This window comes from Nitrosophilus labii (assembly GCF_014466985.1).
Lineage (GTDB): Bacteria > Campylobacterota > Campylobacteria > Campylobacterales > Nitratiruptoraceae > Nitrosophilus_A > Nitrosophilus_A labii.
In genome coordinates this window covers 1,406,708-1,430,918 of record NZ_AP022826.1, presented here as the reverse complement: position 1 = coordinate 1,430,918, position 24,211 = coordinate 1,406,708, and the positions used below count along the sequence as shown (strand labels likewise).

Annotated in this window: 25 protein-coding genes, 4 tRNA genes and 1 pseudogene; 16 read left to right on the top strand and 14 right to left on the bottom strand. The window is 34.4% G+C overall.

Annotated features, from left to right (window positions below; translation table 11 throughout):
• Positions 1-34: 34 nt before the first annotated feature.
• The 5 genes from NIL_RS07175 (at position 35) to NIL_RS07155 (ending at position 7,340) form a co-directional block, all read left to right on the top strand.
• Complete coding sequence (locus NIL_RS07175) at positions 35-712, top strand: response regulator transcription factor (protein ID WP_187647122.1); 678 nt, start codon at positions 35-37, stop codon at positions 710-712.
• A gap of 3 nt (positions 713-715) precedes the next feature.
• Complete coding sequence (locus tag NIL_RS07170) at positions 716-2,092, top strand: ATP-binding protein (protein WP_187647121.1); 1,377 nt, start codon at positions 716-718, stop codon at positions 2,090-2,092.
• A gap of 360 nt (positions 2,093-2,452) precedes the next feature.
• A complete protein-coding gene (locus NIL_RS07165; RefSeq protein WP_187647120.1) occupies positions 2,453-3,097 on the top strand; it encodes a 4Fe-4S dicluster domain-containing protein in 645 nt (214 codons plus the stop codon).
• Positions 3,097-4,020 (top strand): NrfD/PsrC family molybdoenzyme membrane anchor subunit, encoded by a 924-nt coding sequence (gene nrfD, locus NIL_RS07160; RefSeq protein ID WP_187647119.1) that lies wholly within the window; start codon positions 3,097-3,099, stop codon positions 4,018-4,020. Before NIL_RS07165 ends, nrfD begins: the two co-directional genes overlap by 1 nt.
• 11 nt (positions 4,021-4,031) lie before the next feature.
• The gene (locus NIL_RS07155) at positions 4,032-7,340 is read left to right on the top strand and encodes a molybdopterin-dependent oxidoreductase (RefSeq protein WP_187647118.1); all 3,309 of its coding nucleotides are present in this window, start codon (positions 4,032-4,034) and stop codon (positions 7,338-7,340) included.
• 11 nt (positions 7,341-7,351) lie between these two features.
• Here the strand turns inward: NIL_RS07155 and NIL_RS07150 are convergent, their stop codons facing one another.
• Positions 7,352-7,693, bottom strand: a complete 342-nt coding sequence (locus NIL_RS07150; protein WP_187647117.1) for a c-type cytochrome — start codon at positions 7,691-7,693, stop codon at positions 7,352-7,354.
• 82 nt (positions 7,694-7,775) lie between these two features.
• On the opposite strand from NIL_RS07150, the gene NIL_RS07145 reads away from it, so the two are divergent.
• The 5 genes and pseudogenes from NIL_RS07145 (at position 7,776) to NIL_RS07125 (ending at position 11,967) form a co-directional block, all read left to right on the top strand.
• Positions 7,776-8,381: a TorD/DmsD family molecular chaperone gene (locus NIL_RS07145; protein WP_187647116.1), complete on the top strand. Its 606-nt coding sequence runs from the start codon at positions 7,776-7,778 to the stop codon at positions 8,379-8,381.
• A 99-nt stretch (positions 8,382-8,480) separates the two neighbouring features.
• Complete coding sequence (locus NIL_RS07140) at positions 8,481-9,548, top strand: 4Fe-4S binding protein (RefSeq protein ID WP_187647115.1); 1,068 nt, start codon at positions 8,481-8,483, stop codon at positions 9,546-9,548.
• Positions 9,549-9,587: 39 nt separating this feature from the next.
• On the top strand, positions 9,588-9,950 hold the full coding sequence (locus NIL_RS07135) for a hypothetical protein (RefSeq protein ID WP_187647114.1): 363 nt from the start codon (positions 9,588-9,590) through the stop codon (positions 9,948-9,950).
• 226 nt (positions 9,951-10,176) lie between these two features.
• The gene (locus NIL_RS07130) at positions 10,177-10,629 is read left to right on the top strand and encodes a hypothetical protein (RefSeq protein WP_187647113.1); all 453 of its coding nucleotides are present in this window, start codon (positions 10,177-10,179) and stop codon (positions 10,627-10,629) included.
• 104 nt (positions 10,630-10,733) lie between these two features.
• Positions 10,734-11,967, top strand: a pseudogene (locus tag NIL_RS07125) (IS256 family transposase).
• Between the two features lie 177 nt (positions 11,968-12,144).
• On the opposite strand, the gene NIL_RS07120 reads toward NIL_RS07125, so the two are convergent.
• The 3 genes from NIL_RS07120 to NIL_RS07110 form a co-directional block, all read right to left on the bottom strand.
• Complete coding sequence (locus NIL_RS07120) at positions 12,145-13,380, bottom strand: saccharopine dehydrogenase family protein (protein ID WP_281389217.1); 1,236 nt, start codon at positions 13,378-13,380, stop codon at positions 12,145-12,147.
• 44 nt (positions 13,381-13,424) lie between these two features.
• Positions 13,425-13,595, bottom strand: coding sequence for a hypothetical protein (locus NIL_RS07115; protein ID WP_187647111.1), 171 nt, complete (start codon positions 13,593-13,595; stop codon positions 13,425-13,427).
• A gap of 83 nt (positions 13,596-13,678) precedes the next feature.
• Positions 13,679-14,164, bottom strand: coding sequence for a c-type cytochrome (locus NIL_RS07110; RefSeq protein ID WP_187647110.1), 486 nt, complete (start codon positions 14,162-14,164; stop codon positions 13,679-13,681).
• 136 nt (positions 14,165-14,300) lie between these two features.
• Here NIL_RS07110 and trxC point away from each other — a divergent pair, with 136 nt between their 5' ends.
• Positions 14,301-14,735, top strand: coding sequence for a thioredoxin TrxC (gene trxC / locus NIL_RS07105; RefSeq protein ID WP_187647109.1), 435 nt, complete (start codon positions 14,301-14,303; stop codon positions 14,733-14,735).
• A gap of 30 nt (positions 14,736-14,765) precedes the next feature.
• Here trxC and NIL_RS07100 read toward each other — a convergent pair whose 3' ends face one another.
• Positions 14,766-15,068 (bottom strand): c-type cytochrome, encoded by a 303-nt coding sequence (locus NIL_RS07100; protein WP_187647108.1) that lies wholly within the window; start codon positions 15,066-15,068, stop codon positions 14,766-14,768.
• A 173-nt stretch (positions 15,069-15,241) separates the two neighbouring features.
• Between NIL_RS07100 and NIL_RS07095 the strand changes: the two genes are divergently transcribed.
• Positions 15,242-16,501, top strand: a complete 1,260-nt coding sequence (locus NIL_RS07095) for an IS110 family RNA-guided transposase (protein WP_187647107.1) — start codon at positions 15,242-15,244, stop codon at positions 16,499-16,501.
• A gap of 255 nt (positions 16,502-16,756) precedes the next feature.
• Here NIL_RS07095 and NIL_RS07090 read toward each other — a convergent pair whose 3' ends face one another.
• From NIL_RS07090 to NIL_RS07075, 4 genes are all read right to left on the bottom strand, one after another.
• Entirely contained in the window at positions 16,757-17,080 is a 324-nt protein-coding gene (locus tag NIL_RS07090; RefSeq protein ID WP_187647106.1) for a cytochrome C, read from the bottom strand.
• A gap of 66 nt (positions 17,081-17,146) precedes the next feature.
• Positions 17,147-17,476 carry a cytochrome c family protein gene (locus tag NIL_RS07085; RefSeq protein ID WP_187647105.1) on the bottom strand — a complete coding sequence of 110 codons (330 nt, stop codon included), beginning with the start codon at positions 17,474-17,476 and terminating at the stop codon, positions 17,147-17,149.
• Complete coding sequence (locus NIL_RS07080) at positions 17,470-18,513, bottom strand: sensor histidine kinase (RefSeq protein WP_197972061.1); 1,044 nt, start codon at positions 18,511-18,513, stop codon at positions 17,470-17,472. Before NIL_RS07080 ends, NIL_RS07085 begins: the two co-directional genes overlap by 7 nt.
• A gap of 103 nt (positions 18,514-18,616) precedes the next feature.
• A complete protein-coding gene (locus NIL_RS07075) occupies positions 18,617-19,282 on the bottom strand; it encodes a response regulator transcription factor (protein WP_187647103.1) in 666 nt (221 codons plus the stop codon).
• Between the two features lie 67 nt (positions 19,283-19,349).
• On the opposite strand from NIL_RS07075, the gene NIL_RS07070 reads away from it, so the two are divergent.
• From NIL_RS07070 to NIL_RS07055, 4 genes are all read left to right on the top strand, one after another.
• Positions 19,350-19,532 carry a hypothetical protein gene (locus NIL_RS07070; RefSeq protein WP_187647102.1) on the top strand — a complete coding sequence of 61 codons (183 nt, stop codon included), beginning with the start codon at positions 19,350-19,352 and terminating at the stop codon, positions 19,530-19,532.
• Between the two features lie 72 nt (positions 19,533-19,604).
• Positions 19,605-21,323 (top strand): DNA polymerase/3'-5' exonuclease PolX, encoded by a 1,719-nt coding sequence (gene polX, locus NIL_RS07065; RefSeq protein WP_187647101.1) that lies wholly within the window; start codon positions 19,605-19,607, stop codon positions 21,321-21,323.
• Positions 21,324-21,358: 35 nt separating this feature from the next.
• A complete protein-coding gene (locus tag NIL_RS07060) occupies positions 21,359-21,769 on the top strand; it encodes an NUDIX domain-containing protein (RefSeq protein ID WP_187647100.1) in 411 nt (136 codons plus the stop codon).
• Positions 21,766-22,341 (top strand): YigZ family protein, encoded by a 576-nt coding sequence (locus NIL_RS07055; RefSeq protein WP_187647099.1) that lies wholly within the window; start codon positions 21,766-21,768, stop codon positions 22,339-22,341. The genes NIL_RS07060 and NIL_RS07055 overlap by 4 nt, the downstream gene beginning before the upstream one ends.
• Before the next feature lie 88 nt (positions 22,342-22,429).
• Here NIL_RS07055 and NIL_RS07050 read toward each other — a convergent pair.
• From NIL_RS07050 to NIL_RS07030, 5 genes are all read right to left on the bottom strand, one after another.
• Positions 22,430-22,506, bottom strand: a tRNA-Asp gene (locus NIL_RS07050).
• A gap of 116 nt (positions 22,507-22,622) precedes the next feature.
• Positions 22,623-22,698 (bottom strand) — tRNA-Val (locus NIL_RS07045).
• Positions 22,699-22,704: 6 nt separating this feature from the next.
• A tRNA-Glu gene (locus NIL_RS07040) sits at positions 22,705-22,780 on the bottom strand.
• Between the two features lie 52 nt (positions 22,781-22,832).
• A tRNA-Lys gene (locus tag NIL_RS07035) sits at positions 22,833-22,908 on the bottom strand.
• Between the two features lie 121 nt (positions 22,909-23,029).
• Complete coding sequence (locus tag NIL_RS07030) at positions 23,030-24,115, bottom strand: CinA family protein (protein ID WP_187647098.1); 1,086 nt, start codon at positions 24,113-24,115, stop codon at positions 23,030-23,032.
• Positions 24,116-24,211 lie beyond the last annotated feature (96 nt).

The following is a 24,211-nucleotide window of genomic DNA, read 5'->3' as shown; positions in this document are numbered from 1 at the left end:
TAATTAATGCTGAGTGTGGAGTATAGAGAGAAATATGAAAAAACCTTTAATAGTTATTATCGAAGATGAAGAAGACCTTTTAGAACTACTTGAGTATAAACTCTCAAAAGAGGGTTATGAAGTAGAAGGTTTTTTATCCACAAAAAATGTGGAAAGTTTTTTAGAAGAAGAAGACGTAGATTTGATGATTGTAGATAGAAACCTTCCTGGGCTTGAGGGGAGTGAATTTGTTAAAAGTTTAAGAAATAAAGGTGTCGAAACTCCTATAATTCTTTTAACTGCCAAAAATGCAGATATTGATATAGAGACAGGTTTTTTAAGAGGGGCCGACGATTATATCACAAAGCCTTTCAATATGAACGAGCTTGTTTTAAGAGTTAAGGCGGTTTTGAAAAGAGTAAAACCTGAAACATTTGAAAATATTCTCTATTTTAGAGATATAAAACTAGATCTCAACAAAAGAGAGGTTTTTATAGAAGAGGAAAAGATTGATTTGACAAAGCTGGAGTTTGACCTTTTATATACATTTATTAAAAACAAAAATATTGTTTTAAGTAGAGAATTTTTACTTGAAAATGTTTGGAACAAAGATGAGATTCATCAAGACAAAACTGTAAATGTAGCAATAAAGAGACTTAAAGAGAAGATTGATCCCAAAAAAAAGAAAAATTATATTGAAGCAATAAGAGGCGTGGGGTATAAGATAGGTTAGATTATGCTTAGATTAAATCAAATATTTTTTTATCATTTAACTTTACTGTTATCTATTCTTTTTTTTGTTGTATCTACAATTAGTTATTTTGCACTTAAAAATATAGAGATAGAGCATTATCAAAAAACATTACAAAACAGTATTATACTTATTGAATCTCAGATAACTGGTTCAAACAATCTTGATGGACTGGTAAAAAACATCAAATCATTGACAAATCAAAGAATAACTGTAATAGACGGTAGGGGAAAAGTTATAGCAGAAAGCGATTTTGATAAAAATGAGATGGAAAATCATGCTAATCGCCCGGAAATTAAAGAAGCAAGAGAAAATGGTTGGGGTAGTTCGATAAGGTACTCTTCGACTCTTAAAGAAAATCTTTTGTATGTAGCGAAAAAAAGCTATAAAAATAGTGAACCTGTTTATATTAGAGCTGCCATTACTTTAAAAACTATTCAAAACAACTTTTATGCTCTTTGGTTAAAATTTCTAGCGGTTTTTGGTTTTTTCATACTTTTTTCATTAGGTGTTTCATACTTTTTGAGTAAAAAAATAAAGATGGAGATAAACAAGATTATAAACTTCTTAGATTCAATTGCAAAAAAAGAGTATAAAAAAAGTTTGAAAGTAAATTTTGCTAAAGAGTTTGAAGAGATTGGAGAATATCTGCGCAACCTAACTAAGAAGCTTCAAAAAAGAGAAGAGAAAAAAGAGAAGTTTACAAAAAAACTTAAGCAGATTAGTAGACAAAGAAGCGAGTTGATTTCTGCTATAAGTCATGAATTTAAAAATCCGGTGGCAATTATAAACGGATATACTCAAGCTCTTTTAGAAGATGATAGCATGGATGAGAAGCTCAGACGAAAATTTTTAGAAAAAATTTACAATGCAAGTAACAAAATATCCAATATGATAGATAGATTATCAATTGCTATAAAATTTGAAAATAACGATTTAGAACCTAAAAAAAGCGAATTTGATATATGTTATGTAGTAAAAGATGCGGTAAAACTTATGAAAGATAAATATAAAAATAGAGAAATCGTTATAAAATGTGAGCCTTATAAAGTTATTGCCGATAAAACAATGATCGAGATGGTTTTAATAAACTTAATAGATAATGCTTTAAAATATTCTGAAACGGATGTAAAAGTTGAGATAAAAGAGGGTGAGATTAGAGTTATTGACAAAGGAATAGGGATAAAAAATGAGGACATAGAAAAGATAACTAGAAAATTTTATAGAGCAAGAAGGAACAGTTGGGATAACTCTATGGGGCTTGGGCTATATCTAGTGTCGTATATTCTTGAGCTTCATGGCTCAAAATTAAAAATCGATTCCGAATATGGAAAAGGTTCAATTTTTTCTTTTAGACTTTGAGCTGAATTTAAGATTTTTATAATAATTCTCGCAAAACTTTTTTCTTCAATTTTTTTTATCATACATTTAAATATGTTTTATTTTTAGAATAAAAATACATCTTTTTTTTTTCAATTTTACATTTTATATACCAAAAATACATTAATTTTATTTATGATTAAGTTTGTGATGTTAAGCTATATATAGCTACAAAATAGCGGTAATTTCGATATTTTATCGTAGATTATGCTTTTAAAAAGTTAAACTTATATTTGGTTGAGTAGTTAAATAGTTGAAGTAGTTAAGGGGTTGAATGATATTTATTAGCTACTTAAGATTTTTGACTATTTTAACTGCTTGACTAAACTAAAAGGAGTGCATATGAAATTAGGCTTTTTGGTTGACCTAAACCTTTGCATGGGTTGTAAAGGTTGCGAGGTTGCGTGTAAAGTGGAAAATCAGGTACCGCTTCATAGTTGGAGACTTAGAGTCAAGTATGTCGATGTAGGTGTATATCCTGAAACGAAAAGAACATATACGCCTCTTAGATGTAATCACTGTGAAGATGCACCTTGTGAGAGAATATGTCCGGTAAGCGCCTTACATTATCTAGAAAACGGTATCGTAAATATAGACAAAGAGAGATGTATTGGATGTGCCGGTTGTATGATGGCTTGTCCTTACGGAGCTATCTATATGGATCCAGTAACCAATACGGCTGACAAATGTACATATTGTGCACATAGAATCGCAAGTGAAATGATGCCGGCTTGTGTTGTTGCGTGTCCTGTAGAAGCAAATATTTTTGGGGATATAGAGGATCCTACAAGCCATATTAGTAGATATATTATGGCTCATCAAAAAGATGGTGGAGTAAAAGTTAGAAAACCTGAGAAAAATACTCATCCTAAACATTTTTATGTTGGAGGTGGAGAAGTTCAGCTTAATCCACTAGCTAGCAAAAGAGAAGAGGGATACAATCTTTTTAACAATATAACTCATTTAGACCATATAGGAGGTCACTAATGGTTGAACATACAGTAGCGGCTACTAATGCGATAGTAACTTTGGACGTACCTATTCCTCAAGTTATTTGGGGGTGGATGATTACTTTAAATATGTGGGCAAAAAGTATAGGAACGGGAGTCGTATTTGTCGGTGCGTACCTTCTTGCTAGGTATAGCAACGTCGTAGGTGAAAAAGTAAAGATTTGGATGCCGATAGTCTCATTTGTATTTTTAAATATATTTTTGCTTTTTACTCTTTTAGACTTGCATCAACCTTTTAGAATGTGGCATATCTTTTTCTATCCTCACTTTACTAGTGCAATAACCGTTGGTGCTTGGATGGCAACGCTGTTTACAGGTATCATATTTGTTATGAGTCTTATTGTTGTTAAAAAATATATCTTAAAGAAAGAGTGTAAACTTGAAAATCTTTACGATCCATTATTGAAATTTGCAGTTGTTTTAGCGATTCCGGTGACTATGTATACCGCAACGATTATGGGTGAATCAACTGCAAGAGAACTTTGGCAAACACCTGCCGAGTTGATTCAGATGCTGCTTGCCGCCTTGCTTTGTGGAAGTGCCGTATTTTTACTTATTGGTGGAAAATGGAGCTATGAAGTCAAAAGAGACTTAGCCATCATTTTGGGTTCAAGTGCGTTTTTGAGTTTTACAATCTATATGGGCGAATACTTTTTTGGTCATATGAAGGCAGAAGAAGTTGCGGCTATTATCGCTTACGTAAAAGATAATGGAGTATATCATTCTCTATTCTGGACTGGTCAGTGGATAGCTTTCATCATTCCTATGGCTTTGGTATATTTTAGTTTGAAAAACAGAAACGGCTCTTTACTTTATCTTGCAAGTTTTTCAGCAATAGTGGGTCTTTATATAACTAAACATGTTTGGCTTATAATCCCACAACTACTACCTCTTAGTTAAGGAGAAAAGATATGTTTATAGAAAGTAGAAGAAATTTTTTAAAAGGAACCGCTGCAACGATAGCAGGAGCAGCTGTTGCTAAAGGTGTGTTTAGCACTATAGTCGAAGTTCCGGCTATGGCAGATGGAACGACGTTTACAAATACTCCAAAAACTTTGCAGTTTTATCCGCCACTTGAAGAGTGGGATGATTTTAAAGAGCTTGACGGTGATGATTGGAAAAGAGGGGGTATAAACAGAAAAGGTGTTCAAAGTGCAGATAATCCTGATGGAATTAAAGTTAACAACTATATAATTGTACCTACCGTTTGTAGTAACTGTGAAGCTGGATGTGGTTTGACAGCTTGGGTAGATAAAAAGAGTTTGGTTGTTAAAAAATATATGGGTAACCCTCTTCATAGCGCAAGTAGAGGAAGAAACTGTGCGAAGGGTTACGGGACATGGTCACAGATGTATGATCCTGACAGGGTGCCTTTTCCTCTTAAAAGAGCACCGGGAAGTAAAAGAGGAGAAGGTAAATGGGTAAGAGTGACGTGGGATGATGCAATGAAAGATATCGGTAAAAAACTTGCCGATATGCTAAGACGTGGTGATGAGATATCTAAAAAGATGTTCATCTACCATGTTGGAAGACCTAACGAAAACGGTTTTGGTAACAGAATCCCTCACACTTTAGGTGTTGATGGATATGATTCTCACACTAATATTTGTAGTGCTGGTGCAAGACAAGGTTCAATTCAGTGGGCAAACGATGACAGAAACTCACCTGATTGGGCTAATGCAAAGCTTATATTTTTGCAATCTAGTCACGCTGCTGATGCTGGTCACTATTTTCAACAGAGTGCCGGTTTGATAGCAGATGCAAGAAAACGCGGTGCTAAAATGGTTGTTATAGATCCAAGATTATCAAACTCTGCAGGTATGGCAGATCTTTGGATTCCGGCATGGCCAGGAACAGAAGCCGCCTTGTATCTTTACCTTGCAAACAGAATTTTGAATGAAAAAGGTAAAAACGGAGAAGATCTGGTTGATCATGAATTTGTTAAAAACTGGGTCAACTGGAAAAAGTTGATGAAAGATAAAGAGTATTTAAAACTTATGGTTGATAGAGGTTATATTTCAAAAATGCCTGCAGACGATAGTTATGAAAGTTTTATTGCAATGCTAAAAGAGCTATACTCTCCGTATACATTAGAGTTTGTAGTAAAAGAGTGTAGACTTGAAGGACAAGAGTATAAGTTAGAGCAGCTTTTTGAAATGGTTATAGATGCCGAAGATAAAATTGCGACATATCTTTGGAGAGCAGGAACAATCGGCCATAGAGGCGGATGGATGAATACAAGAAGCGGATTTTTAGTTCTTGCTCTAAGAGGTGCTTTAAGAGGGGATGTAGGCGGTACTTCTTGGCACCATTGGCATAAAGCAAGTGTTAACGGAAAATGGTTTGACGCTACGGTTAGTAACGGTAAGAAACCTGAAAAAGTTGATGTTTGGAATGAATATCCTTGGCCGCCTGAGTATCCATTGGCAACTTATGAGTTAAGTTATATTTTGCCGCATCTATTGATGGATGAGGAGTGGAAAAGAAAATGGAAGGCAAAAGGGTTTAAGATACCTGATAGGCTAGCGGTATGGGTTCCAAGGATGTACAATCCTGTTTGGATAAATCCTGATGGATTTAGATGGATAGAGTGCTTAAAAAGAGAAGATTTAATGGAGCTCACATTTAACCTTTCACCTACTTGGAGCGAAACAAACTGGTATTGTGACTATGTACTGCCTACAGGTTTGGCAGGTGAAAGACATGATCAGCAAAGTGAGCCAACAAAGCCTGAAAAGTGGGTAGCATTTAGACAACCAGCTCTTCGTGTTGCACTAGAAAAGATGGGATGGAAACCAAAAGATCCGACAAGAGCAACACTAGAAGCACATATGAAAGCCGGTCTTGGCGAAGTTTGGGAAGAGATAGAGTTTTGGGCAAATTTAATAGTGAGGTATGTGGATCCTGATGGAAGTTTAGGTATCAAAAAGTATTGGGCAAGCAAAGAAGATCCAAATAGACCTGTAACAATTCCTGAGTTTTATCAAGCAGCGTTTAATCTGCTTCCAAATCTAAAAAAAGCGGCGGAAGCTGCATATCCAAACAGCAAATATCCGTGCTATGAGTTTATGAGAGATAGAGGTGCATTTACCGAAGAGACAAATATTTATAAACCTCAAGAAGAAGAGGTTAAATTCGATGGGGAGTATTACTACTCTCATGGACATAAATATCACAAATCAGAAGTTACTAAAGATGATGAGGGAGTTCTTTGGGTAGAAAGTCATGGTCACAAAAAGTCTATAGGAGTTGAAATAGATGGAAAAATCTATCAAGGATTCCATACTCCGGATAAGAGACTTGATTTCTTTGTTGATTGGATGAAAGAGTATCAGTGGGCTGAGTATGCGATACCTATCTATCCAAGAAACAAAAGAGAGAGAGAAGAGATGGTTCATCTCGTTACTCATGTTCACCATGATTATATGAAAGGTGAAAATGAGTTTGCGCTTAATACCATCTATAGACTCCCTTATATGATCCATACAAGAAGTGTAAACTCTAAACATTTAATGGAGATAAGCGTCAACCATAACCCTGTATGGATTCATACAAGCGACGCAAAAAGACTCGGAATAAAAAGGGGCGATAAGATAAGAGTTAGAATTGTAGATACTGTTAGCGGACTGGAGAGCGGATATTTTGTTGGGATGGCGGTGCCAACTGAAGCTACAAGACCTGGAGTTTTAGCTTGCAGCCATCATGCAGGTAGATGGAAACTTAAAAATGCGGTAGAGATACCTGGATTTGAACATAAACTAGGAGTAATGGGTGTCGGCGCACCTCTATATGAGATGAGTATGGACGGTAAAATCGGGAAAATGAGAGCGAAAGAGGGTATAGATAAGGGAGTAAAGAAGAGAAAAGATTCTTGGCAATTTAAAGAGATCAATAAAGACCTTGACAATATCTGGTGGGACGGTCTTACAGGTGCATGGCAAAATGCCGTAGCTCCGGTACATCCAGATCCAATTGCCGGTAACCATGCATGGCATCAAAAAGTTATCATTGAAAAAGCAAAACCGGGTGATAAGTTTGGTGATGTTTATGTTAATTATGAAAATAACTTCAAGACTTATAAAGCTTGGAGAGATAAACTGACTCGTCCTCTAAACGAGAACATCAAATACAGAAGGCCTATGCATATGCCAAGACCTGCAGTTCCGCTTAGTGAAAAAGCTTATCTCAATCCGATGTATAAAGGCAACAAGGAGGTATAATCTCCTTGTTGTTACATAGCATCGCTTAAATCATACTCTTCATAATATTTTTTCTTTTTTTCATCTTTTAAATTGCTTAAATATTCTGCAATCAGCTCAATATCTTTATAGCTAAGATTTTTCGCATACGGTTTCATCATATCGGCTCTATTTGAGTTTATAGTTTCGTTTTTATAACCTTTTAGTCTCTCTATCAGGTAATTTTTGCTTTTTCCTATAAGTTTAGGAAATGTTGAGTTTCCTTTTGCATCTATGCCATGGCAGCCGTAGCAACCATATTTAGTATAGATTTTTTCGCCTTCCATACCGGAAAGAATAAATGGCAAAAATAAAATCAATATCTTTTTTTTCATATTATTTACTCCCATAAACAGGTTTAAAGTTGAGTTTTGATAGTATAATTATATATTATAGTATTTTTTAAGAAGGATAAAGATGAGTATTACTGAAAAAAGAAGCTCATTATACTCTTTAATTTCTAGAATCTTTATTCAAGAGATGGATGAGCATACTCTTTCTAAAATAGAAAAAATTGATAACATTAAAGAGTTGTTTCCAAACTATTTTGAGTGGGATAAAAGGCAGACCCTCAGTAGGTACAAGCTTATTAACGAAATTTTAAACGTAGATTTTACCGACATTGCCATAATGCATCTGATACCTTATGAAACTTTTTATACTCGCAAAGACGCAATGATAGAAACAGGTGGAGCAAATCCAGTAGTTCAGATTTATAATGATTATGGATATAGAGTTGACTTAGACCGTGCAAGGGTTGTTAGTCCTGATCATATAGGTGTTGAACTAGAATTTATGAAGATACTTATTGATGCTCAAAAAAAGGCTGAAGAAGATAATGATATAGAAGCTGTAAAACAGTTAAAAGAGGAACAAAAAAGATTTTTGGAAGATCATCTTTTAGCCTTTGCACCACTTTACTTTATAAATGTTGTAGAACAAGCAAGAACACCTTTTTATAAAGATGCCGCAAAATTAGCGTTAGAGTTTTTATTGGAAGATTATGAATATTTAAATAAGTGATAGTGCAGTATTTTGTCGTATACGTATTTATTATTTAAACGCTAACACTAAAATAAACTTTATCAGTTTGTAATTTACAGAGGTTTTAAGGAATATTCGGTGAAGATAAAGGTAGATCCAAGCAGTTGTGTAAGGTATTATTCAAAATTTAGTGAATGTAAATTTTGTGAATATATTTGTCCAGAAAATGCGATAATAACTAAAGAGAGTGCATTAGAAATTTATCAAGATAAGTGTATCTCTTGCGGTGCATGTGTCGGAGTATGTCCTGTTGAAGCTTTGAAACTAACAAATTTAAGTATGCCGGAGTTTTTCTTTGATTTTTTAAAAAGTGACGAGACTGTTATAAGCTGTAAAACAAACTTTGTCTGTTTAAGTGCTTTAAATGTAGAATATTTAATATCTTTAGCTCTCATTAAGGAGTTTGTTTTAGATTTAGGACATTGTGAAGAGTGTGAAATAAAAGAGAGGTGTTTTCCAAAAATTTTAGAAAACATCGATGAAGCAAATTATGTGCTATCAACTATTTCTGATAAAGAGATAAAAGCGCAAAATCTTTGCAAAATTGTCGATAAAGAGACAGATAGAAGAGAGTTTTTTAATATCTTTACCCTTAAAGGTGTTGTTGGAGCGGTAAAAGAGGTAGAAGATGAAGTTAAGGCTTTGGAAAATCCCAAAGTCGAGCTACCTACTCATCAGATAAAAGCCATAAGAGAGAAAAACATACCGGATAAAAGAAAAGTTTTATTTACTGTTTTAAAAAAGATTGAAACTCCTAAAAATTATAAATATCTTGAAAACGAATATTTAACCTTTATCTCCGATAAAACTATTGACGATACTTGCGATAACTGTTCAATATGCTATAGAATTTGTCCAACAGCGGCACTAAATACGGATAGTAGATTTTCAAAAATATATTTTGATCCTATGCTTTGTGTAAAATGTCATCTTTGCCACGATGTATGTGAAAAGAAAAGCATAAAACTAAGCAGTTATTTTGATACGGAAGAGTTTTTTGAATCGAAGCAGAAAACATTAAAGAGCTTTAATATAGTCAGATGTGACGATTGCGGTAACTTTTTTACATATTTAGGCGGAGAAAAACTGTGTCAAAGATGTAAGATAGAGGAACAAGAAGCAAAAGATTTATGGGGAATAAGTTAAGATATTTTGAAGGTTAATCGAAAAAGGGAGAATGATTTAATGAGACCAGAAGAGATTCACGGTAAAAAGCTTATTGCAGTAGCTGGTAAAGATGTGTTTGGGAAAAAATTTATAAATGTTGTAAACAAAGAGATTATTTCTAAAAACTTGATGACTATAGGAATCAATATAAACGAAGAGGATTTTGACTTTTTTATTTCAAACCTACCCGACTCTAAAGTTGAGGTTACTGTTTTTATGCCCGAATACCAAAAAAAAGCTGCTATATATTTCGGCAAAGAGGATTTTTTGTTGGTTAGTTATAAAAAAGATGGCAAATTAGAGTTTATTATAAGTGAAAATGAAGAGTCGATTGACGATGCAAAGTTGTTTGAGCTTGTAAACAATACTGAATTTATATAATTGATATCTCTGAAAAATTACAAATTAAGCGAATGCTTTGTAATTTTAGCTTGAAAATTTTATGTTAGCCTTTAGGCTAAAAAAGTGCGCTCAACCCCGAAGGGGCGCTTGCGTTCGTACTTTTTAATAAAATTTTCAAGCGTTCCTCAAAGGAAAAATTGCAACTCGCTTGAGCGAAATTTAGTAATTTTTCAGAGCATTCAATTATTTTAGAAAGGAAAAAGATATGGAAATAAATTTTGATGATTTGAAAAAAGAGTTTGAAGATTTTAAAAAAACTAACTGTGAAAACGAGTGCGACGAAAATATCGAAGATGAAGGTTTTATCCAAAGCGTTCAGAAGATGATGTTGGCTCCTGTAAATTGCGGTGTTTATTTTTCAAGACTTGATATCAAAGTAATAGGGCTTGAGTTTGATGAAGATGTGCAGATAAGAGAGCGAAAAAGAATGCTTAGAGATATAATGAGAGCTATAACTTCCAAAAAGTCTTTGGAGAAATTTTTTGATATAGTAAAAAAACATACAGATGCGAAACTCTCCATTTATGAAGAGTTGGTACAAAGTTTTCCTGCATCCGAAAAAATATTTAAAGATAAATTTGAAAAAGCTGAAAAATTTAAAAAGAGTCTTGATAAGATTTTAAAAGATTTCGAAGGAGTGGAAGATATAGTTATATAAAATAGATTTTTTTCCAAAATTAAAAACTAATACCTTTTAAAAGGGAGCGTTAGAAATTTTGTGTCAATCCGATAGAATAAAATAATCTAAAGGAGAGACACAATATGGAAAACTTAGATTTGAATGAAGCTCTTGAGGCTATCAAGGCTGGAGCAAAAATAGATGGCAAAGATGGAGTACTTGCACCACTTATTAAACAACTCACAGAGGCTGCTTTAGAAGCAGAACTTGAATCACATCTAGCTAAAGAGATAAAAAACCGCAAAAATGGCAAATCTTCAAAAACAATGAAGAGTTCAGTTGGCGAGTTTGAACTAGTGGTTCCAAGAGATAGAAAAGGGACATTCGAACCTCAAATCGTTAAAAAGTATCAAACTTATATGAGCGATCAAATAGAGCAGAAAATACTATTACTCTATGCTCTTGGAAACTCCTATAGCCAGATAGCCCAGCATATTAAAGAACTTTATGGTATTGAATTTTCCAAAGCCACTATTAGTGCTGTTACAGATAAGATTATTCCAATGTTAAAAGAGTGGCAGCAAAGACCATTAGAGGCAGTATATCCTTTCATTTGGCTTGATGCAATACACTATAAAATCAAAGATAATGGTAAATATGTTAATAAAGCTGTTTATACTATTCTTGGAGTAAATTTGGAAGGCAAAAAAGAGATATTGGGACTTTATCTATCAGAGTCTGAAGGTGCCAATTTCTGGCTATCTATTTTAACAGATTTAAACAATAGAGGAGTCGAAGATATACTTATTATCAGTGGATGGACTCAAAGGGTTTTCAGAGGCTATCAATGCAATATTTCCTAAGACCGAAGTGCAACTTTGCATTATTCATCGTCCGAGCGAAGCGACAACCCCGCAGGCGAAGCCGAGGACAATAAGAAATTCCCTTAAATATGTAGCTTCTAAAGACTCCAAAGAGTTCATGAAAGACCTTAAAAAAGTGTATCAGGCAATATCCAAAGAGGCTGCCGAAACGGAATTGGATCGGCTTGAAGAGAAATGGGGCAAAAAATACCCCATTGTTATCAACTCGTGGAGAAATAAATGGGAAAATCTCTCCTATTATTTCAAATATCCTGAAGATATCCGTCGTATCGTCTATACTACAAATATCATAGAATCTGTCCATCGACAGTTTCGAAAACTTACTAAAACAAAAGGAGCGTTTCCCAATGAAAACAGCCTTTTAAAGCTGCTCTATCTTGGTATTCAGAATGCTCAAAAAAAGTGGACAATGCCAATTAGAAACTGGAGTCTTACTCTCTCCCAATTGGCTATATTTTTTGAAGGAAGACTCGAGAAAGCTCTCGAGCTATGATATAATCCTATGAACTATCGGTGACACAAAATTATGAACGGTCTCTTTTAAAATTATGAATAATGTATTTGTTATTTTTTAGTGTTTAAATAATCTTTTTTACTAAAAAAAATTTTACTATAGGATTATAAAACGCCTAAAATCTAGAGTGGATTTATAGGCGTTTTATAAACTGTTTTACTGTTTAATTTCCCTAGTTTCATCTGGATCCATTTCTAAGATAGTCCAAGGAAGTCCCTGCTTGTTAAGCTCTTCCATAAATGGATCTGGATCGAACTGTTCCATATTCCATACTCCCGGTTTATACCACTTTTTTGTTAAAATCATTTTTGCGCCTATCATTGCAGGTACCCCTGTAGTGTAGCTAACACACTGGCTATAGACCTCTTTGTAAGCTTCTTGATGGTCGCAGATGTTGTAGATATAAACTTTTCTTCTTTTTCCATCTTTTATACCTTCGCAGACTACTCCTATGTTCGTTTTTCCTTTTGTTCTAGCGCCCAGGCTTGCAGGGTCTGGCAAAAGAGCTTTTAAAACGTGCAAAGGTACCACTTTGCATCCGTCTACTTCTATAGGATCTATTCTTGTCATTCCAACATTATCTAAAACTTTTAGATGTGTTAGATAACTTTCGCTAAATGTCATCCAAAATCTTATCCTTTTTAAACCCTTTATATGTTTTACTAAAGACTCTTCCTCTTCATGATACAGAAGATAACTATCTTTTGGTCCAATTTCAGGATAATTCCAAACCATTTTAAGTTCCATAGGTTCTGTTTCTATCCATTTGCCGTTTTCCCAATATCTTCCTTTTGAGTTAACTTCACGTATGTTTATTTCGGGATTGAAGTTGGTTGCAAAAGGGTATCCGTGATCTCCAGCGTTACAATCGAGTATATCAATATAGTGAATTTCATCAAAATAGTGTTTTTGGGCGTATGCAACAAAAACGTTGGTAACCCCCGGATCAAATCCGCTTCCAAGCAAAGCCATTATACCTCTTTGTTTGTAAGGCTCATGCAGAGCCCACTGTTCTTTGTATTCAAATTTTGCGGTATCTGGATGTTCGTAGTTTGCAGTATCGAGATAATCGACTTTTGTTTCCATACAGGCTTCCATTATGGTAAGGTCCTGATAAGGAAGAGCTACGTTTATTACTAGATTTGGTTTAACAAGATTTATAAGATCTATAAGTTCGTTTAGATTATCTGCATCTACTTTGGCAACATTGATATCTAGATTCCATTTATCTTTTATCTCTTGTTTAATCTCTTCGCATTTGCTCAAAGTTCTGCTTGCTAATGTAATTTCATTGAAAACATCTTTATTTAAGGCGCATTTATGTGCTACGACTCTACCTACGCCTCCGGCACCTATGATAAGAACTCTGTTCATTTTCGTCCTTTTATATATTTTTTTAAGATTATATCAATTAATGGATTAAAAAAATCCTCATATTAAGCATATATATCGATATGGCCGTTGTTTTTTGGATTTTTTTCTCTCTTTTTCTCTTCACTTTTTGCTTTTAGTTTTTTACGTTTTTTATGTAGCCAAGTTCTATATGGGAGCTTTTCGTCTTTCATCTTAAAAATTCTGTAGACCTCTTCTATAGTAAAGTTTGCCATTTTAAATCCTTTGGCATTTTTTCTATTGTACCAAAAATGGGATTTAAAAAAGTATTATTGTGTGTCAAGAAGAGTGAGTTTTGTTACTCTTTTTTTAGTTTTTCATAAATCTTTTTCTTTCTTAGTTCGATACCCAAAAGAGGTCTTCTAGTAAGGTCAGGAAAAGCTCCTTTTTGCCCTTTGCCTTCAACTCCATGACAGCCAACACAGTTTCCATAAAAGAGCATTGCCCCCTCTTTTACCCATTCAGGGTGAGATGGCTTAAAACCTTGCAAAGTTGCCATATATGCAGCTATCTTTTTTGCATCCTCTTTTGAAACATAACCGCCGTCCATTGCACCTGATGGATAGTTTAGAATATTTGAACCGTTGTTTATAACGTCTATTGTATATTGTTCAAAATATTGTGGAGTATCTATGATTTTAAGCTCTTCTAAATACTCTTTTTCACTTTTTGTAATACTGCGTTCGTTTTTTATAATATTTTCTTTGAATACACTTTTTTCCCCTTTAGTAACAGTATAAATCAGAAATAGTAAAAAAGGTAGAATGAGAAGTAGATATCTCAAAAAGTACTCCTATAAAATATTTTTATAATAATTATAAGATAAATTCATTTAGATAATTTTTGTGTTTTGCAACTAAAGTTATATTTAAAATTTGTAAACTTTGCTACAATAGAGAAAAATATTTGAAGGAATCAAAATGAGTGAGACTATCCATATAGTATGTCCAAACTGTTTAAGTGTAAACAGACTTCCTAAAAAAGAGCATTATAATAAAGCTGTTTGTGGAAAATGTGGAGCTAATCTTTTAGATACACACCCCGTAAATCTTGAACCAAACTCTTTTATGACTCATATATCAAAAAATGACATTCTCGTAATTGTTGATTTTTGGGCGCCTTGGTGTGGACCATGTCAAATGATGGCTCCCGCTTTTGAGGAGGCTGCAAGGACTTTTCCTTTAAAGGCTAGATTTGTTAAAGTAAATACCCAAGATTATCCTCAGTTAAGTGCACAATTTGGCATTAGAGGTATTCCAACTATGATTGCTTTCAAAAACGGTCAAGAACTTGATAGGATTTCAGGAGCTATGCAAACCCAGCAGATTATACAGTGGGTTAGTAGATTTGTATAGAGGGTTCGAAGTTGGACTTCGAACCTTTGATTATTTAAATTTTGAAATATATTCTGAAACAGCTTCAATGTCACTATCGCTGTAAGATGCCACTTGGCCTTTCATAAGAGAGCCCATTCCGTAAACATTTCTTGTTCCTGCTTTATACCCTTTTAAAGCCTCAACAAGTTTATCCTTTTCCCATCCGCCAATAGGCGCAGATTTTCCTAAAGCTTTTTTTTCACCCTTTACTCCGTGACATCCGGCACATTTTTTATATAACGCGGCACCGTCCGCAGCCATTAAGCTAATAGCACCTGCAGCTATCAATCCTAAAATTGCCAACTTTTTCATCTTATCCTCCTACTAATAAAATTGCTAAAATAGCTCAAGAGATAAGCAGGTAAGACCCCATTTTATATAGATCACTGCCCATGGAAGGAGGGCAAATCTCAAAGGAGTTTGTCACCTGCTTACAATCCCAATAGGTTGATTGGGCGCTAAGCCCCTGTCACGATGGAGACAGGATGAAAGCAGGCGCCTGCTTATCTGTTGAGCTTATATTTTTTTCATTTGAAAGGAGGATTGGAATGCGTTGGTTTCTTGGAATCGATATCTCCAAAAGCAGTTTCGATACCACACTGTTAGATGGAAAAAGTGGCAAACTCCATCACGATAGATTCACAATGGACAAAGAGGGGCTCGATGCACTTATGAAGCATCTTACTCCTTTGCCCAAAGACTCTCTGTTTATCGTGATGGAATCAACCGGCATCTACCATCTTCCCTTGCTCGCTTTTTTGCTAGAACAAGGGTTTACATGCAGTGTGATCAATCCCACACTGCTCAAACACCACATCCAATCCTCTACACTGAGAAAGAGCAAGACCGACCGCAAGGACGCTTTGGCCATCGCCCGGTTTGCCTCGATGCACCATGCTTCGTTGAAGCCTGCAAATCTGGACGCTTTAAGAAGTATCCGACCTCTTCTAAGAGAGCGTGAAGCTCTCAGTAAAGAGGTAGCCAAACTCAAAACAGACATCAAAGCCTTGGTCGATCAGCTCTTTCCAGAACTTTCAAAGAACACCAATATCTTTACCCGGAGCATCTTGCATCTGCTCCTGCAAGCTCCTTCACGCAAACGCGTTAGGAACTTGAAGGAGAAGAAGATTCAGCGTATTTTAGACAAAGCCAGTGGCAACAAAGTTAGACTCTCAGCCAAAGAGATTCTTGCTTTGGCTAAAAACTCTATAGGCATCAACAATCCCCATCTAGAAACAGTACTCCAATCAAAAATCAGAAGATTGGAGCATGTCCAATCTGAGATTGAAACTCTCGAAAAAGCCATCGAAGAAGCCGTGAAGGAAGAAAGGCTCGATGATGATATCCACACCCTCACTTCCATCCCTGGTATTGGGACTACTACGGCTACAAACTTTGTTGCTGAAATTGGCTCTATCAAGCGTTTCGCTTCAGTCAAACAGCTTTGTGCCTTTATTGGGTTTGACCCAGCCATCCGTCAAAGTGGTAGCTCCATTGATAGCAAAGGACATATCTCCAAAAGGGGACACGCCTCGCTTCGAAGAACCCTTTGGCAGATGGCGATAGGAGTGATTCGATGCCTTCCCAAATACAAAGCCTATTATGAAAAGAAACGTCAAGAAGGCAAAACCTTCAAACAAGCTGTTGTCGCTGTGGGCAACAAATTGCTTCGTCTGCTATTTACGCTGTTAAAGAACAAAATGCCATTTCACGAGGAATTGGCTATGAAAGGTGTAACTGCGTAACACCTCTCTTATCTATTTTTGAAAGGGTTTGTTTATAGTTGACTCCTTTTATAGTGTTTAGTGTTAGTAAGTGTTTAGTGTTAGTAAAAGGTAAACCAACAGCTCCTATGCTCATTATGAAAAGACCTTGCTTTTCGGATTCGCATATAGTCGCTGTTTTCGCTCGGGCACGAACGATAAGCAGTTATCGTTTTAAGCCTTCGGCTTACCCTCGCTCATTTACCACCTTCTACCTTCTTCCTTCTCCCTTTTTAATTAACAGCTTGGAACGTTTCCGCTGTCGCTTGCATACTCGTAAACAAAATCGAAAAGGTGTTTAACCCAGCTATCTTTTATAGATTCAGGCTTTACTTTCGGACATATTTTATGAATCTCCTCTTTAAATTTGCCGGATTCATATATCTCTTCCCACTCATCTTGAGTATGCTTTGCAGCAAACTTTGCACCTGTCATTTTACATGGCTTTTTAAGCTTCTTTTGATAAAGCTTCTGTCCTTTCGCTACGTCTGCAAAAGCTGCGCTACTTATGAAACTTATACCAAGCATTGCTGTTAGAAACAGTGCTATGAACTTTTTCATCTCAACCTCCTTTTTGATTTATTACGAGTAGTATAGAGGATAATTGTGAAATAATTGTGGAGAGTACTATTTTATTCTTCCTATTACTCTATATTTTTCCCAGTAGATATTTATAGCTTTTTTAAGCTCTTTATCAGAGAGTTTACTTCTCTTTTTTACCCCTTTTAGTTTTAGATACTCTTTTGGCATTATAGATTTTTTGGGATTGGGATTTTTTAGATACTCATAAAGGGCTTTTTTGACTCTTTTTTCGCTACTGTATTTAAGAAGATACGCAAAAAAGAGTTTTTTCAGGTCTGGGCCGAAGATTTTGTGGCAATTTACGCAGTTTTTTTCGTAAATATTTCCAAAACCTAAACTTACAAGTAAAAGTAAAATACCAACAATTTTTACCATCTCAAAATTACCTCCGTACCCTCTTTCTCTTTTGATTTTATCTCAATATCGATACTGAATTCTTTTGCAATCATATATACTATATTTAAGCCTATCCCGAAACCTCCTTCGCTTTGATTGAATCTTTTATATCTTTTAAACATATCTTTTATTTTCTCTTTAGGTATTCCTATACCGGTATCTTTGATACTTAGATATCTATCTTTTAATGTTATATATATTTTACCGCCAACTCTGTTGTATTTGATAGCGTTTGAAAGAATGTTGTCTATCAGTTTTGCCATCTTCTTTTTATCCGCCTCAATAAATATATCTTCGTTTATATTTAGTACAAAATCAATTTTTTTAGATTGTGCCAAAATTTTAAAGTAAGATACACGCTGCAGTAAAAGTTCTTTTAGATTTACATTTTCTATGATTGAACTTATTTTTTTATGAAGTATAAGATATGTTAAATCTTGATAAATATTTGAGATAGTTCTAGCCGCTATATCGATACGGTTTATCTTTTTTTGTAGTTTTTCGTCTATTTTGTGTTTATCTATCGTTTCTATATTGGCCAAAATTGCACTAATAGGAGTATTTAGCTCGTGGGTAGTATCTTTTATGAAGTTATCTAGCAGCATAAAACTCTCTTTCATCGGTTTTAAAAAGAGTTTTGTCAAAAAATATCCTATAAATCCCATAAATATCAAAAACAGAAAACCGAAAATAAAGATGTTTTTTATAGTGTTTTTTAGCCACTCTTCGTTGTCTTCAACCTCTATAACAACATATTTAGTTCCTAGATAGTAGGCATCTGGCTCTTTTATGAAGTGTATCTTTTTACCGGTTTTATAGATAACTTTGTCAAGCTTTACACTATTGTTTTCTAGCAAAGAGAATATTTTTACATGATCTGCATCATATATAGCCGATTTAAATCCGCTATATCTGGGATAGTGAAGATCTTCTCCCAAACTTTGGTGCATCTCTTTTAATCTGTATATCACATCTTTTGCATATTCTGTTAGTTTGGGCCTTATCTGGGAAAACATCAGATTTTTTTGAAAATTGTAATACAGAGTAGATACTAGTGATAGGATAATAATAGCTAAAAAGATATATAATGATAAAAAATATATTAAAGATTTCTTTTCGCTAGGCAATAAATTTGTATCCATGCTTTTTTATACTTAATATTTTATCTTTTCCCAAAATTTTTCTGAGATTTTTTATATAAGTTCTTAGAGAACTATCGCTTGCAGTTTCTTCATAATCCCAAAGATTATTGTATATCTCCTCATGAGAAATAACGCGATTTTTATTTTTTAGAAAGAGTTTTAATAGTCTTTTCTCTTTTTGGTTTAGAGGAACTGTTTTGTTATCTTTAAATAGTTCCGAACTGTTTAGATCGAAAATAAAATTATCATCGATTTTTACAAGATTTTCTTTTGTGTCAAACTCTCTTTTTAAGAGCGTTTCTATTCTTAGTTTGAGTTCTTTTAAAGCAAAAGGTTTTCTTATATAGTCGTCACATCCACTTTTATACCCTTTTTCCAGATCATCAACAGAATTTAGAGAAGTTATAAAAATAGCTGGGATATTGTTTTCTTTTCTAACTTTTTTTAAAATCTCAAAACCGTTTATCCCCGGTACCATAACATCTAAAAGTAAAATATCATAACTGTTTTCATATATCTTTTCATAAGCTTCATCCGAGTTATATGCTGTATCCACCTCAAATCCCTCATCTTCTAGATACTCTTTTATAGTTTCGCTTAAGTTCAAATCATCTTCTAAAAGCAATATTTTCGCTTTTTGCATTATAATCCTCTTTTAAGTATTAAGTAAATACCAATAGATATAATATCAAAAAAAGTAGAGGGTAGAAATGGGATGTAAGAAATGTAGTAAGGGTGAACTTCTCTATCTTCTTGGTTTTGCAATGATGGTTATAGCTTTTAATCAACTCTCTATAGGTTGTGTTGAAGTGGAAGAAAGCTCTTCATATATGCTTTTTGGTGCCGGTTTTTTGATAATGGCACTAGGTGCTTATATCAAGTCTAATAAGTAATAATTTAGATTTAAACTATATTTTTATTTTTATCTACTATAATTTTTTATAATCCCCATAAAGGCTAATTTTATGGCTGTAACAAACGCTGAGATTGCCGCAATTTTTAAAAAAACGGCCGATCTTTTGGAGATAAAAGGAGAAAATCCTTTTAAAATCAGGGCTTACAGAAATGCGGCTAGAACTATAGAAAATATTGGAAAATCTATATCGGATTTAGTAAAAGAGGGATATGATCTAACAAAACTCCCGGGTATCGGCCATGATTTGAGCGAATATTTAAGAGAAATTACAACTACAGGAAAATTTTCAAAATTGGAGGAACTTGAAAAGGAGATACCGCCTCATCTTGTAGAGATGTTGGCCATCGAAGGGCTTGGTCCCAAAAGGATTAAAACACTTTATGAAAAATTGCATATTGAATCTATGGAAGATCTTAAAAGAGCCGCTAGCAGTAAAGAGATTGAAAAACTTCCTGGTTTTGGTCCGACTTTGGTTAAAAAGATATTAAAGGGTATAAAACTTGCTAAAAAAGTGGGAGAGAGATTTAGATATGATGTTGCCGAAAATTATGCTAAAGATTTGGTAGAGTATCTAAAGAAGATAGAAGGTATTATCTTCATTGAAGTGGCTGGAAGCTATAGAAGAAAAAAAGAGACAGTGGGTGATCTTGATATTGTGATAGCGGCAAAAAATTGGGATGAAGTTACGAATCATTTTGTAAAATATGAAGGTGTTAAGGAGATTGTTTCAAAGGGGCCTACTAGAAGCACCGTTATACTAAAATCAAATTTGCAGGTCGATTTAAGAAGTGTTCCCGAAGATAGTTTCGGAGCCGCTTTGCACTACTTTACAGGTTCCAAAGCTCACAATATAGCGATAAGAAAGATTGGCGTAAAACTTGGTCTTAAAATCAATGAATACGGGGTTTTTAAGGGATCGCAAAGAGTTGCCGGTAAAAGTGAGGAAGAGTTATATAAAAGTGTTGGTCTTTGTTATATAGAACCAGAACTTAGAGAAAATAGAGGCGAGATAGAGGCAGCTCAAGAGGGCAAACTTCCTAAACTTGTAACTTTAGAAGATATAAAAGGAGACCTTCATATCCATACTAAATATACGGACGGCAAAAACAGTATAGAAGAGATGGCAAAAGCCGCAATGGATAGAGGTTACGAATATATTGCTATTACCGATCATTCAAAAAGGGTAACTGTAGCGAAAGGATTAGATGAAAAGAGAGTTTTGGAACAGATTGAAGAGATCGAAAGAATAAATGAGAAACTTAAAAACATCACTATCCTAAAAGGTATCGAAGTAGATATTTTGGAAGATGGAACTTTGGACTTGAGTGATGAGGTCTTAAAAAGACTCGATATAGTGGTTGGAGCTATTCATTTTAAGTTCAATCTCTCAAGAGAGAAACAGACTAAGAGAATTTTAAAAGCTATGGATAATCCCTATTTTAATATTTTGGCACATCCTACAGGAAGGCTTATTGGAGAGAGAGAAGGGTATATGTTTGATATTGAAAAGGTTTTTACTTATGCAAAACAAAACGGTTGTTTTTTTGAGATAAATGCCCAGCCTGAGAGGTTAGACTTAAGCGACATATATGTTAAAATGGCAAAAGATATGGGGATAAAAATGGCCGTATCAACTGATGCGCACAATATTTTTACACTCGATTATATGAAATACGGTATTTATCAAGCAAGAAGAGGGTGGTGTGAAAAAGAGGATATTTTAAATACTAACTCTTTAAACAGTTTGAAAAAATTGCTCGAGCGATAAAATGATGAAGTACTTAAAAATTTGAAGGAGACAATGTGAACATTCAAACTCCTTTTTTAACGGTAGATGGGATAATTAAAATTTTTAACAAAGACAGGTTTGAAGGAATAGTTTTGATTGAGAGAAAAAATCCACCTTTAGGTCTTGCTCTTCCCGGCGGTTTTGTAGATGTGGGCGAGAGTGTTGAAGAGGCATTGATAAGAGAGATGAAAGAAGAGACTCTATTAGATGTAAATATAGAGAGACTTTTAGGTGTTTATAGCGCTCCAGATAGAGATCCAAGGTTTCATACCGCTTCTTGCGTATTTGTTTGTAACGCGATGGGAGTTCCGGTTGGAAGTGATGACGCAAAAAAAGCTATGGTCTATAAACTAGAAGAGATTTTGTTTGATAAACTTGTTTTTGATCATGAAAAAATTTTAAAAGACTTTATAAGAGGATTATGAGAGTACTTAAAAAAGAGATCTCTATCTGTTATGAGATAAAAAAGTCAAAGTTTTTAACATATTTAGTGCATTATGAAGATTTTTATAAAACTATAGAAAAACTAAGAAAAGAGCACCCAAAAGCTATACACTATGTTTGGGCTTATAGATATCTTAAAGATGGACAGATTGTGGAAAACCAGAGTGATGACGGTGAACCTAAAAATACGGCCGGCAAGCCTGCGCTAAATGTTTTAACTTCCCAAAATCTCATAAATTGTGCCGTCATTATCGTAAGATATTTCGGAGGAATAAAACTTGGAGCTTCAGGACTTGTCAAAGCCTATACAAAAGCTGTAACCGAAGCTGTTTTGAGCGCGGAATTTGAAAAATATATAGAGTATGAAAATCTAAAAGTCAGCACTCGTTATGAGAATTTTTCCAAACTGGAGTATCTGTTGAAAAATTTTGAAGCAAGGATTGTAAAAAAAGATTTTACGGAAAAAGATGTGATATTGGATATTGCAATCGAAAAAAATAAAAAAGAGTCGCTATTTGAAAGAATAAAAGAGTTAATTACAGCTTTTTTATAATGAGATCTATTTCTTGTAAGTTTAAAAAAAGAGCTCTACAGTAACAACTTTTAAGACATAATGATTTTTAAGAGTAAGGAAGTATTAGTGGCGGAGCCGACGGGACTCGAACCCGCGACCTCCGGCGTGACAGGCCGGCATTCTAACCAACTGAACTACGGCTCCAAAGAATACAGCATTTAACCGCTTTTTTTCTATGCAATCGCTTAAGCTCTACTTAAACAAAAAAGCTTCTTAGTGTGTTGCTTTTTTTGACAAGCAGTTGTCAAAAAAAAGTCTTATGGTGGTCGCTAGTGGACTCGAACCACTGACCACTTGCTTGTAAGGCAAGCGCTCTACCAACTGAGCTAAGCGACCGATATATGGCGACCCCTAGGGGATTTGAACCCCTGTGACCACCGTGAAAGGGTGGCATCCTTGGCCACTAGATGAAGGGGTCATAGCGAAAAAAAGCCTTTAGCTAAAACTAAAATCTTAGCTAAAGGCTTAAGTGGTGACCCGTGTTGGATTCGAACCAACGGCCCTCTCCTTAAAAGGGAGATGCTCTACCAGCTGAGCTAACGGGTCAAAGTGCTTTAAGAGTCCCTCTTTCGGGCTTTCCGTTGCAAACGTGAGTGAAATTATAAGCAAAAAAATTTCATTTGTCAATACTTTTTTGGAAAAAATTTCAAAAATTTTTTCCAAAATTCTAAAAAAGCTCCTCTTGAGCAATATCAAATAGAAGTTTTATAGCATACATTGAAGCTTGAAACTGTATATAATTTCTATCACCGCTAAAATGAAGAGTTTCCACTATCTCTTTGTCTTTGCTCTTTGCGCCTATTACTACAGTACCTACGGGTTTTGTAGGAGTGGCGCCTCCGGGACCGGCTATACCGCTTATAGCCAATGCAAAATCGCTTTCACTAACTTTTAAAGCCCCTTTAAGCATTTCCCGTACGGTTTCTTCGCTAACTGCTCCATGTTCTTTTAATGTATTTATTTTTACTCCAAGCCATGCACTTTTAATCTCGTTTGCGTAAGTAACCAAAGAGCCTTTAAAAACGTTAGAACTTCCGGGAAATTTTGTTAGCATTGAGGCTAAAAGTCCTCCTGTACAACTTTCGGCAAAGGTTATATGCTTTTTAGTTGCGCTAAGTCTTTCTATTAGGTATTCAAAAATATTTTCTGCTACTACAAGATTATTTGGCATAAGTAGTTTTGCATTTTGCACAAACATTGCAAGATCGCCAAATTTAGAGTTTTTTGCGTAAACTCTTATCCATTTGTTCGTAACTTCGGTATATGTTAGATTAATTTCATACGTATTTGCAAGATTGGAAAGCTTTTTTTCTATCTCATTTAAATCGATATTAAAAATATTTAAAACAGCATATTCGACTCTATTCTCTAAAAAAATTGGAGGAAGTTTTTTAAGTTCTTCAACCTTTATAACGTTAATTTTTCGTTCGTCTTCTATTAAAAAAGAGTTTTTTTCAAATTTTTGGCTTTTAGAAGGTATTAAAATATTATTTTCCGCAATAAGAGTATCGTCAAAAATAGTAGCTACTATTTTGCTAACTATAGGGTAAGTTGAAGAGTTTGTCGCTATTAAAATATTATTATATTTTTGATAAGCTTCACTTATTTCTATAAAAAGATCTTTGTCGTTATCCTCTAAAAAGATTAGTGAATCGATTATTCCAAATTTTGCGTAGGATTCTCTTTTGATGTATTCAATAAATTCCTGATTCTCTTTTAAATTTTTTCCTACGGTTATCAATATGTTTTTCATGGTTTATTCCTTAGATTGGTGGGTGATCCTCATTACTCAATATTATATCCAAATCTCAGCGCTTCTTAATTACATTTTTTGTAAAATAAGCATATT